10 protein-coding genes are annotated in these 12,210 nt (G+C 35.9%); 3 read left to right on the forward strand and 7 right to left on the reverse strand.

The features are described from left to right. Positions 1–123 precede the first annotated feature (123 nt). Both AC1FXZ_RS12905 and AC1FXZ_RS12910 read right to left on the reverse strand, forming a co-directional pair. Complete coding sequence (locus AC1FXZ_RS12905) at positions 124–426, reverse strand: hypothetical protein (protein WP_480054250.1); 303 nt, start codon at positions 424–426, stop codon at positions 124–126. A 207-nt stretch (positions 427–633) separates the two neighbouring features. Then, entirely contained in the window at positions 634–1,767 is a 1,134-nt protein-coding gene (locus AC1FXZ_RS12910; protein WP_480054252.1) for an NAD(P)/FAD-dependent oxidoreductase, read from the reverse strand. Between the two features lie 327 nt (positions 1,768–2,094). On the opposite strand from AC1FXZ_RS12910, the gene AC1FXZ_RS12915 reads away from it, so the two are divergent. Both AC1FXZ_RS12915 and AC1FXZ_RS12920 read left to right on the forward strand, forming a co-directional pair. Continuing rightward, positions 2,095–3,234, forward strand: a complete 1,140-nt coding sequence (locus tag AC1FXZ_RS12915; protein ID WP_480054254.1) for a dicarboxylate/amino acid:cation symporter — start codon at positions 2,095–2,097, stop codon at positions 3,232–3,234. Positions 3,235–3,441: 207 nt separating this feature from the next. After that, on the forward strand, positions 3,442–3,528 hold the full coding sequence (locus tag AC1FXZ_RS12920; RefSeq protein ID WP_480054708.1) for a YjcZ family sporulation protein: 87 nt from the start codon (positions 3,442–3,444) through the stop codon (positions 3,526–3,528). 112 nt (positions 3,529–3,640) lie between these two features. Here the strand turns inward: AC1FXZ_RS12920 and AC1FXZ_RS12925 are convergent, their stop codons facing one another. Beyond that, positions 3,641–4,843 carry an L-lactate MFS transporter gene (locus AC1FXZ_RS12925; protein ID WP_480054256.1) on the reverse strand — a complete coding sequence of 401 codons (1,203 nt, stop codon included), beginning with the start codon at positions 4,841–4,843 and terminating at the stop codon, positions 3,641–3,643. Positions 4,844–5,166: 323 nt separating this feature from the next. Continuing rightward, positions 5,167–5,805 carry a hypothetical protein gene (locus AC1FXZ_RS12930; RefSeq protein WP_480054258.1) on the reverse strand — a complete coding sequence of 213 codons (639 nt, stop codon included), beginning with the start codon at positions 5,803–5,805 and terminating at the stop codon, positions 5,167–5,169. A gap of 208 nt (positions 5,806–6,013) precedes the next feature. On the opposite strand from AC1FXZ_RS12930, the gene AC1FXZ_RS12935 reads away from it, so the two are divergent. Further along, on the forward strand, positions 6,014–6,700 hold the full coding sequence (locus AC1FXZ_RS12935) for a sporulation protein (RefSeq protein ID WP_480054260.1): 687 nt from the start codon (positions 6,014–6,016) through the stop codon (positions 6,698–6,700). A 270-nt stretch (positions 6,701–6,970) separates the two neighbouring features. On the opposite strand, the gene AC1FXZ_RS12940 is transcribed toward AC1FXZ_RS12935, so the two are convergent. The 3 genes from AC1FXZ_RS12940 to AC1FXZ_RS12950 all read right to left on the reverse strand — a co-directional run bounded on the left by AC1FXZ_RS12940 (position 6,971) and on the right by AC1FXZ_RS12950 (position 12,080). Next, on the reverse strand, positions 6,971–7,576 hold the full coding sequence (locus AC1FXZ_RS12940) for a serine/threonine protein kinase (protein ID WP_480054262.1): 606 nt from the start codon (positions 7,574–7,576) through the stop codon (positions 6,971–6,973). Positions 7,577–7,836: 260 nt separating this feature from the next. Continuing rightward, positions 7,837–10,929 carry an AAA family ATPase gene (locus AC1FXZ_RS12945; RefSeq protein WP_480054264.1) on the reverse strand — a complete coding sequence of 1,031 codons (3,093 nt, stop codon included), beginning with the start codon at positions 10,927–10,929 and terminating at the stop codon, positions 7,837–7,839. After that, positions 10,926–12,080 carry an exonuclease SbcCD subunit D gene (locus AC1FXZ_RS12950; RefSeq protein WP_480054266.1) on the reverse strand — a complete coding sequence of 385 codons (1,155 nt, stop codon included), beginning with the start codon at positions 12,078–12,080 and terminating at the stop codon, positions 10,926–10,928. Before AC1FXZ_RS12950 ends, AC1FXZ_RS12945 begins: the two co-directional genes overlap by 4 nt. Positions 12,081–12,210 lie beyond the last annotated feature (130 nt).

A 12,210-nucleotide genomic window follows, 5' to 3' on the forward strand; every position in this document is an offset into this window, starting at 1 on the left:
TCTCCAAACCAATAAACACATTTATGAATGCGTATACATAACGTATATCATTCCTATGTTTACTGGCTCAGACATCTGAGACAACCTTCCTTTTACTCTTTATTACTATTTGAACCTATAAATTTAAAATTCATTCTCTTCTGTTTCTTCTAATTCTGGATCTAATTCAACATCAAAATCCTCTATCTCCTCATCTTCAGCTTCGAACTCTGTATCAAATTCTTCTGTATCTTCATCTAATTCTGGAAATTCTTCAATTCCACCATCAACTTCTGACCCTTCATCAAAGCCATCCATGTCTGCTTCAGTTTCAAAGTCTTGCTCTTCGCCTAGTGTTGGTTCATCTACTTCGGCATCTCCACATGCCGCTAGAATTCCAATTGTTAAAATAGCAGAAGCTGCTGTAAGAAAAACTTTTTTCTTCATTTTGAAAAACCTCCTAAGAGTTACTGTTTGTTACAATGCTCATATTATCTCGATTGCAATAAGAAGTATAGAGCCTCCACTACTTTTCTATATGTATTAGATGATTTCACAATTTTTGCAAGAAGCCTTTATATTTATCACTCTCCTTTTTGAGTATTTACCCATGTTTTTGACATTCCTACCAGATTGATCTTGAAAACAGATTTGCTAATCGTTATTGTCCTTATTTCCGATTGCGTTCGCAACATCATATAATTCGAGGTTAATGTCCAAATCTTTTCCTAAAGCAAGTTTTGCTAGTTCAGCACCTAGATAAGGTCCAACGGTTAAACCTGATGCCCCTAGTCCATTTGCGACAAGAACCCCTTGATATCCTGGCAATGCACCAATAATTGGTAAATACCCTGGTGCAACAGGTCGAAATCCAACTTTTGTTTCAATAACTGTACTATCGGCTAATCCTGGTGCAACCATCAACGCCTTATCAAAAATCTCATAAAGACCACCCACAGTAACACGATGATCATATCCCATATCATTCTCATGTGTAGCTCCAGCAATAATTTTGCCACCTTCAAACGCTAAAAGGTACTGGTTCGTTGGAGGCATTACAACCGGCCAGTGATCTGTATCCATATTTGGTATTTCCAGATGAACAATTTGCGCTTTTTGTGGCTCGATGAGAAAATCAATGCCTATTGGTTTGAGTAACTCTTTTGCCCAGGCACCAGCAGTAACAATGACTTTATCAGCGACATAGTGCTTGCTACCCACCTTTACCCCAATTATATGATTCTTTTCTTGAAGGATCGCTGCATCACCATGAATCACTTTCGCACCTCTTTTTTTAGCCGCATTGATTAGAGATTGGCAAAGCGCCCTTCCATTCACACGAGCTGCTCCACTTACATGAATAGCTCCGTATTCATTTGATAGTGGTGGAAACATCTCTTGCACCTCAATAGGGGATAATCGTGTAATCTCACCAATCTCTGGTGCATCTTTGCGACGTTTTTTAACGCGTTCTTCCATCTTAGTTAATTTACTCTCATCTGAATGTAAACTAATTGCACCAACTTTTCGATATCCTGTCGCCGTTTCTCCTTCAGCTTCTAACTCTTTGATAAGGGATGGGTAATATTTCGCTCCTCCCTTTGCAAGTTGATACCATGCCTGATTTCGACGTTGGGAAAGCCACGGGCAAACAATACCAGCTGCTGCATCCGTTCCTTTTCCACTATCAGAGCGATCAACTATCGTTACATTTACACCTTCTTTTGCAAGATGATAGGCTGTCGCCGCCCCTAAAACCCCAGCTCCAACTACAATATATGTATTCACATCAAACACCTTTTCCATATAAAATTTACTCTACTCACAATTGTACAGGATAGCCTTATCAAGCTTCAATAAAGCTTAGAAAGACATAAGAACATTCTTAGAATAGTTTATTCCCTTAAAATTCACTTTCAACAAAATTCAATAAATCCCTTCAAGAGAATGCTTTCAGTTCATTATCAAGTCTTCTATCCATGTACATTATTCTCCCAATATAATAAATTTATTATTCTGAATATAAGAAAATTCATTGTTTTAAACCGAGAATTATGTAAAATGTGAGTATACATTTGTTTTTATAGAGTGAACAAAATTAAAGGAGAGACAACAATGAAATTATTAATTAAATTACTTTGTGGGATTCTAATCGGACTAATTCTAGGACTTCTTGGACCAGATTTTCTCATTCGAGGATTGGTCACAATTAAAACCCTTTTCGGTAGCTTTATTGGCTTTATTATTCCTTTTATCATTTTATTCTTTATTGCTAGTGGTGTTGCAGGATTAGGAAAAAGCTCAGGTCGTTTAGTGGGAATGACTGTTGGGACAGCCTACTTATCTACTGTTATTGCTGGATTGCTCGCGTTTGTGATTGCGATTTCGATCATTCCATTTTTATCAGCAGAGAACGGTACTATATCAGAAGCAGCAACGTTTGAGCCTTTTCTAACGATTGAAATAGCTCCACTTATGGGAGTGGTAACAGCTCTCATTACAGCATTTGTATTTGGTATTGGCGTTGCAAAAACAGAAAGTCAATGGCTGAAAAAGTTTTTTGATGAAGGAAAAGAAATCATTGAATTGGTAATCGCCAAAATCATTATTCCATTTTTACCGATATACATTGCAGCTATTTTTGCAGAATTAGCTGCTGAAGGGGAAGTTTTCGGTACACTTAAAGTGTTTGGTATCGTATTATTATTAGCGATTATTACGCACTGGGTTTGGTTAACAATACAATATACCGTTGCTGGACTAGCTTCTAAACAAAACCCATTTGTCCTTCTTAAAAACATGCTTCCGGCATATTTCACGGCTATTGGTACAATGAGTAGCGCTGCTACCATTCCAGTTACATTAAAATCGGTTAAACGTAATGAAGTAAAAGAAGACCTTGCAAACTTCGGGGTACCACTTTGTGCTACGATACACCTATCAGGTAGCGTAATTACAATCGTGATGTGTGCAATTGCTGTTATGGCCATTACTCCCGAGCTTAGCCAACCATCGTTGATTCAAATAATCCCGGTAATTCTTATGCTTGGATTAATTATGGTGGCAGCCCCTGGCGTTCCTGGAGGAGCAATTATGGCTGCATTAGGTGTTCTTACTTCGATGCTTGGCTTTAATGAAGCAGCAATTGGCTTAATGATTGCTCTCTATATGGCACAAGATAGTTTTGGTACCGCAACAAACGTTACCGGTGATGGAGCTATAAACGTGCTTATTGATCGCTTTGTAAAATCATAATAGTAAAATGAGCACCGTAAGGGTAAGCGCTAAGTACAGCGCCTACCCTTTTACTTTTTGTTTACGTATTGGGTTTTACAATCGTACTTTTTATATTTTTTCATTAGGTAAACGCCTAATCTCACTATAAACATGACATATGCCCAAACGATAGCCATTAAGATACATAAGGTAAGAGTGTACCAACTCAAAAGGAGGAATTCGCTTATGAGTCATGTTACAGGGAGCAGCTTCACATTAATTGTTGTACTTTTCATTTTATTAGTAATTGTAGGATCTGCATACGCATTTTAAGATAGACAATACCTTTGTTTTTAAAATCCCATAGACACTATTAAATATTATTAAGTTGAATAGAAAAAGCCCTACTAGAGAAAAGATTCTCTTAGTAGGGCAATTTATGTCTTTAGCTAGCTTCTTTCTCTAGAATCCCTGTTCCAATTTTTCGTTTAGGAACAGAGACTAACTTAGCCATCACAAGTGACAGACCACAAAATATGGCAAATAGTAAAAATGCATGAGTAAGTGGTATTACTTTTGCAATCATCGGACCAACAAACGCTGAAATTCCGTATGCTTGATACATGAAACCATAATTTGTTCCCATGTTTTCTATGCCATAGAAATCAGCCGTAACGGATGGAAATATTGCTAGAAAACCTCCAAAGCAAAAACCAACTAATGACACAGAAAGTAAGAAAGTCGAATAGTTCATCGCACCTGTACTCATATACAACATAACGAGCGCTGTTATTGCATACATCACCATCAAAGTATTAGTTCGACCAATACTATCTGATACTCTCCCTAACACAATTCGGCCAGCTGCATTAAATAATGCTATTACCATAACTGCATTGGCCGCTTTCTCGATATCTAAGTTCACGACATCTATCCCAATATCAACTGCAAAACTGATCACCATCAACCCTGACATACTGCCGAATAAAAACATAAACCACAACAAGTAAAATTGATAAGTTCCTAGCATCTGTTTCGGCGAAAAATTAGTCCCTACCTCTGGAATAGTTTTTGATTTTACACTAGTAATTTCTGTTGTAGGTGGATTTCTTAATAACTGTGCACCAACAACTACTAACACTAAATAAATAAAGCCAACATAGAGAAAGGTAGAAGATACTCCTACTCCCCCAATAAAAAATTCGATAATTGGCTTAAAGATTAGTCCCCCTAAGCCAAAACCAGCCACGGCCACCCCACTAATAAGGCCTCTCTTATCCGGGAACCATTTCACACATGCAGAAAGTGGACATACATAAGTCATTCCAATTCCGATACCACCGATAACTCCATAGAAAAAGTATAGTTGATAAAGAGTCGTAGCTTGACTAGCTAAAATCAGTCCAAGACCAAGTAGAAAACCACCCGCTGTCGCGACCCACCTAGGACCAATTTTATCCTGTAACCTCCCTGCAAAAATGGTTGAAAAAGCCATTACTGCAATTGTAATCGAAAACGTTACAACAACGTCCTCTAAAGCCCACCCAAACGCATCCACTAGTGGCTGGTTAAATAAACTCCACGCATAAACCGCACCTAAATTTAATTGAATGATTACTGCACCTAATACGACTAACCATCTATTCATCGTTAAACCCCCATAACATAAAAAAGAGGTTGTCTCATGAAGACCTGCCCTTAAGGAATCTTATACGGAATGACAGCGCATTCATCATATATTCGATCCTCTAGGTCAGAAATCTAGATATTGAGACAGCCTCTTTTGTACTCACATATTGTGTTTACTTAAGCAACTATTTAATCTATATTACATATCCTTTTGTTACATCGAAGGATGATCTCTTCTTCCCACGCTTATAACTAAAGCATTGAAACAAAGCTATCATGATAAACTTCGACAAACATCATTATTGTTAATCATTATAGATGTAGCACTTGTAACTGTCAATCTCAAAAACTTCCTTCACTTTCTTTTTTAAAGAAAAAAGGTAGAAGAAAGCAATAGATGATAACGATAACAAAGTCAAACATGTAAATTGCGCTCCATACATAAGTAATAATTATATACCAAGGGTTTTCAAAAAAAGCATGGTTAATAGATCCAAACCAACTATTTACGACAAAAGTGATATACGCTCCGATATCATAGTAATTTTCATGATCAATCAAATAATACCAAAAATGAATGCCTACGAACGCAACGGTATGACCACTAAAAAGCCAGAAACGATACGTAATATGAGATACTATGTCACGTTGATTGACACGTTGCTGATTTTTTCGCCTATCAAATTTCTGCTTAATAAATTCATCTAAACGTTTAAAATCAGAACTTCCTAATGTACAACCATATGTAATAAAAAGAACGATCATTATTTGAAAAAAGGAGATTTCTCCAGTGAAATAGAAATCAACTCCTCCTAGGAAAATTTGAAAAACATTAATCCCAACAATTAACAGTAACCATAATTGACTCAATCTGTCATAGCGTAACCAATAACGACTTAGTAAGAAAAAAATGACTAAGATCCAAGTAAGTACCTCTGTAATAATAAAAAACAACCAACTATGATCAAATAAATACGACACTTGATTACTCCTTTCTTTAAAGCTTGTCTTGATATCTATGAAGACATTGCACATTTCATGCAAAAACACAAAGGTTTATTATATTCATAAAAAGAAGAAATCTTCTTAAAAAATTTGTCAAAACGATTTATAATAGAGGTAGAAACACAAGTAATATGTTTGGCTTGCATAAGGGATACTATTTTATATAGTTAAGGGGGAGATGAAAGTGTTTGAAAAATTATTTTCATCAATTGGTATTGGCACTGCAAAAGTAAACACAGTACTGTTTAATCAATTAATTGAACGTGGGAAAGAAGTAAAAGGGGAAGTTCATATTTTTGGGGGAAGGGTTGAAGAGACCATTTCAGAGATTTATATTCATATCGATACAGAGTTTCATAAAGATAACGACGATATGACTGAGTTTCGCGAAATTACTGAGCCTATTCTTGAAATAAAAATTACCGAACCTATTTCCATTAAACCTCATGAAGAAAAAGTTATACCATTTTCATTTACTTTACCTTACTATACTCCTATCACATTTAGAGAACAGAAAGTTCACATTCAGACTGAGCTAGATATTAGTTATTTCAATCACCCTGTAGAAGACCACGAATTTAGGGTTCATGACCCTATCATTGATAATATTTTAAACTACTTTATGAGTCTTGGTTACCAACACGTTCCTAACAGTGGACTTTGCAGGTATAAACTACCTTCCGAAAGCAACCCAACTCATTGCTTACAAGCATTCCAATTAGTTAACGAACACGGAGAAAAAGTATATTTTGTTGGCAATGAAGTAGACTTTAATATATATGTAGATAAAAATAAGCATGTTGAACATTATCAAATTAAGCGTGATGAAGATTTGCGTAAACAACTAATTGAGTTACCAATTGCAACTTAGTTTTCCCTAACAAATGAAGGGGCTGTCTCAAAAGGTTGGTTTTTGACCTTTTGAGACAGCCCTGAAGCAATGAGCTAAGCCGTCGCAATCATTTTAAGCCTGTTATGAGTGGGTTTCTTATAACTGGCGTGTGACGAGCGTGCCATTGCCTTTCAAAAGGTTGGTTTTTGACCTTTTGAGACAGCCCCTTTATTAAGAAAATTATGCCCCCACCCTAAGCCACCTACTTATTCTTTGAACAAACTCATAAAATTGAAAACCTTCGTAAATTTATTGATTGTATCTTTTTCTCACAGCTTCCACAAGATGGATTGGTATTGCTCTTCCATCGATTAAATGATAGTAATCAGCATACCCCTTTTTTAAGTATTCCCACCTTAAATCATTGCCTGCTTTCATATATTCCGAGACATCAATTAACTTCGCCCTACCTTCATCGAGTAAAATATTCTTCAAATGAATATCTCGTGGATTTAACCCTTTACTTAACGCATATTCTCTAGCTTGATCAACATTAGTAATCACTTGTTTTGGGATATGAATTCCTCTTACCAAACATTCATATAAAGTTATTCCTTTAACGAAACTTATTACAATAAAATTAATTCCTTCTCCGTAATAACGAGGAAAAAAAGGTGATGTACTTAATTTTTTGTACACTAGTTTTTCATCATTTAATTTCTCAAGCTTGTCATTACTATAAACTTTAAAAGCTAATGTAGGCGCTAGTATAGGCTGAAATACTGCTGCGTCTGTTCCAACTCCTATACAATCTAACCCTACAGGTATATTCTTTACGCTTACTAACTCGTTCTCTTTATTGGATACAACCTCAACGCCATTTACTAAAGCAACTACTTTATCGAAGTTATTCATTTTTAAGGACCTCCTTGTATAAAAAAAACCTCCACCAATATTTGGTAAAGGTTCAACAAGGAAAGACCTTTACCTATTAAGATAAATAAAGGTCTTGCTAACAACTTTCATCGCCAACAAAGCCGAAAGTTTTCACTCTGTCATGACGACTTTGCTGTTAAAGCTACTCCCCTTTAGGGACTTATTCAATTTCATTTTCTTTATGATGAGGCAATCGAGCTGATACGTCAATTCTTTTCAAAAATGTAATTGCTGGATAATTACTTAATTATAAACGACGTTTCACTATGCCCTTCTCTAGTTTTTCTCACATCTAGAATAGCGGGGATTGCTTGCTTTAGTTCTTGAACATGTGAGATGACACCAATAATTCGACCTGATTGTTGTAGATCAATTAATGTATCTATGGCTTTGTTAAGCGATTCTTCATCTAAAGAACCAAACCCTTCATCAATGAACATTGTTTCTATTGAGACTCCACCTTGATGGGATTGAATGACATCGGCCATTCCAAGTGCAAGACTTAAAGACGCATTAAACTTTTCACCACCAGATAATGTTTTCACATCACGATTATGTCCCGTATAATGGTCGTATACATCTAAACTTAGCCCACTTTGTTTCCCTCTTTTTTCCAAACGTTCACTTCTAACTAATTGAAATTGTCCATTTGATAAACGTTTTAACCGTTCATTTGCAGCTTGAACAATCTGTTCTAAAAACTCAATCTGAAGGTAACGTTCAAACGACATTTTTCTCGAATTATCTCCTCTTACAACATCATATAGATCTTTATAGAGATAATAATTTTCTTCCTCTTCCTTGACTTGCTTATGAGTCGTTTCAATCTTCACGTAGGCTTTTTCTAACGTATATAAGTGACTTTCTACTTCAGTTAATGAGTTTCGTACTAATTCGAGACTCAATTCGAGTTGTTTAAGTTCCTCTTCTACAATAAGAAGGTTAATAGTTTTTTTTCCTTCAAGCTCTCTTTCAAGATCTTTAATTTGTTTATGTGATGACGATAAATTTGTTTTAAACGCATTTATTTCCTCTTTTAAAGCTTCGCGTTCTTTTTGTGAATATATTACTTTCTTATATTCTTCTTCTGTATCAAAGCCTGCCTCTGATAGAGCTTTTTGATAGGAAACAAATGCTTTTTCTTTCTTCTCCAAAGTTTCTTGTACTTGCCGTTGACTATTTTTCACATTCATTTCAGCAGTAATCTTACGTTCTTTTGCAACATTCAATTGCTCCTGTACATTGGCCCACACTTGTTCTAATTCATTTTTATAGCTTTTTGCATTTTTTATTTCCTCATTTAGAGTGATAATAGATTGTAAATTATCAGGAATTACTTTCAACTTTTGTTCAAGCAATGCTTCTTCTGTTTGAAAAGTTGAGCGTTTCTCACTTAATAAGTGTTCATATTTACTTTTTTCATCTTCAAGTTTCTCAATCGTCATTTCTGTTTGCTCTAGCTGTTTCTTTAATTCTAGGAGCATTGTCTGTTGGTTTCTGATATTATCTAATTCCTCTATTAATTGTACTTCTTTTTGCAATAGTTCCTTAAGACGTTCTTCTACAAGATCTATATCAACCCCTAAAGTAACTAATTCCTTTTGCTTTTCAACAAGTTGTGAGTTAATCGAACTTAATTCTATTTGTGTTGTTCGATAAGCCTCACCCACATTCTCTTTTTCTAAACGCTTTTTCTCTAATAACTCTTTTGTAGGCAATTCATGAGTTGAGAGCGCTGGAGCCGGATGCTGCTCACTTCCACAAACAGGACACGCTTCTCCATTATGCAGGTGCTGAGCTAACAAACTTGCTTGTCCTTCTATCCATAAAAACTCTAATTTCTCATACTCACCTTTAGCAATAGCAAATGCCTCTTCTGTCTCAAACACTCTAGATGTAAGATGAGTTTGCTTATCTGTTAAAGTGATAAACTCCTTAACTAGCTTAATCTTTACTTTTATATGTTGTAGTTGTTCACTTGCATCGAGAATATTGTTACTACTGCCTTCCAATGATTTAATTTCCTGAGTAATTAATACCTTTTTCTCTTTTTTCTCTTGAAGATTTAAGAGTATCGATTCCGACTTTCGCTCAAGTTGACCAACTTCATCGTTTAACGCTAGAATCGTTTGCCTTTTCGTGTCAAGCTCATTGACAATTGGCTGAAATTCCTGTAGTCTCTTGACATTTTGAACAGCCTCCTCGCGCTCTTGGCTTTTTCTCTCTTGTTCTTGATACACCGTTCTGATTTCGATTAAATTTTGTTCAACCGATTTAAGTTCGCTAACTGCCTGTTCAGATAGATTTTGGAGTCTATTAACTTCATTAGAAAAATCAGCATAATAGTTTTCACGAATTTCAATTTGGCTTGCTCTTTCTGCTAACTCAAGCCTCTCTTCCTTACTTTTAATATCTGGAAGAAGCCTTTCCAGATTGGCTTTCTCAATAAGTAGCTTCTCTAATTGTTCAAATCGTTCATTCAATGCTGCAGCTTGATGATACTTTGCCGTTTTTTGTTGAACTTGTTCCTTTTGTAATTCAAGCTGTTCTTTTTGCTTTGATACTCCTTCTTGGTAGAAATAGATTTCATCTTTTATCGCACCTAATACTTGGTGTGTATTATATGATTCTTGATTAAACACTTGTGCTAAAAGAGCGTCTTTTCGTTTTGGGATATTTTGCTCCAAGTTCTTAACATGTAAATCACGCTCTTTCTTTTCATTCTTATATAACTCCTCAGCATCTAGCCGTTTCTCATTCAACCATTCTGTCATTTGTTTAAAATGAACTGTTTTAAAAATTTTACGTAGGATCTCTTCCTTATTTTCCGTATCAGATGTCAGTAATTTACGAAACTCACCTTGTGGAAGCATCACAATTTGTCTGAACTGATCCTTTGTTAAGCCTATTATTTCTAAGATTTTTTGATTAACGTTGCCAACAGTCGGCCGATCGACTAAAAGCTTCTCTCCCCCATCAACTTTTTCATAGAGCTCATATTTGTCTCCTGTTGCAGTTTTATTCGTTCCTTTTATATGAGCCATCTGGCGAAGAACCCGGTACACTCTGCCCTTTAATTCAAATTCAAAATCAACAGTAGTATGAAGATCATCACTAGCAAACTGACTTCGTAACATTCTAGAATCATTCCGGTCTTCTCCACTCGCGTCTCCATACAAGGCATAACATATCGCATCAAAAATAGAAGTCTTTCCTGCTCCCGTCTTACCAGACACAACAAAAAGACGGTGCCCTTGTAACTGATTGAAATCTATGACCTCAGAGCTTTTATAAGGGCCGAAGGCACTAATCGTTATTTTTAATGGTTTCAAGAACGTTCACCTTCCTTTTTCAACGTCGCTTGTAGCACTTCCTGAAATACAGCTTCAGTTTCTTCTGTTGTATCTTCGTCTTTAACTTCTTTATAAAAGGCTTTAAAAAGAGACAGTTCGTCCATTTTCAACCTGCTACTTGTAGAAATTGCTTCACCTGAATTCGTTTTAGAAGACTTACGTTCTACATGTATCGCATTTGGATAAACAGTGCGAACGCGCTCCATTGGGTGAAGAACAGGGAGATCATCTAACAATTTAATAAACACATAATCTTCATCGCGTTCATGCTTTTCAATCTCTTCAATTATTCCTTCGACGGTTCGAATATTTCTTCTAGGTTCTAGCAATCTCTTTTCCACACTAACTTGTCCATCTTGATCTAACTCAACTATATAGAACCCTTTCTTATGGCGTTCCTCTGAAATAGAATATTTTAATAAAGAGCCTGAATATCGAACTTTTTCATTACCTACATGATGTGCTTGATGCAGATGGCCAAGAGCCGTGTAATGAAATGGAGCAAAGTGTTTAGCGTTAACGTGTTCTGCACCACCTATTGCCAGTGGGCGTTCTGATTCACTCGTATTCTCTTTCGGTTCCCCACCTTGTGTGACAAAAGCATGCCCAATTAGAACATGTCGAGCTTCTTTATCCATCGTCTCAGTGATTTGTTTAACAATTTCTTTCCATGCTTCATCATGTGTACGTATTGAATCATTTTGTAACTCATATCGTACTTTACTCGGTTCAGCAAATGGAACTAAATGAAAGTGAACGTCTCCATGTCGATCTTTCAAGATAACTGGATCAAAACGATTTTTAAAGGAACCAATTATATGAAAACCTGTTGATTTCATTATCTTATTACCAAAATCTAACCGTTCTGGACCATCATGATTTCCAGCAATCGCCAAAACGGGGGTATTCAATTTAATCACTAACGTTTCTAACACTTCATCTAATAAATCAATTGCTTCTGTTGGTGGAATTGCGCGATCATATATATCTCCTGCAATAATCACAGCATCTGGCCTTCCCTCTTCTACAGCTTGGATAAATTGCTCCAATACGTATCGCTGATCTTCTGTCATATACACACCTTGTACAAGTTTGCCAAGATGCCAATCCGCTGTATGGAATAATTTCAAAATATAAGCACCGTCCTTTCTTAACTACTACTATCGTAAAGAAAACCGAAAAAATTCTCTAGGAAAATCTATTACCATTAAAAAAACATGACCAAAAATTGGCCATGTTCAATTTTGTACCCACTGCTGC

It is taken from the genome of Halalkalibacter sp. HAAS-P014, from assembly GCF_056619965.1.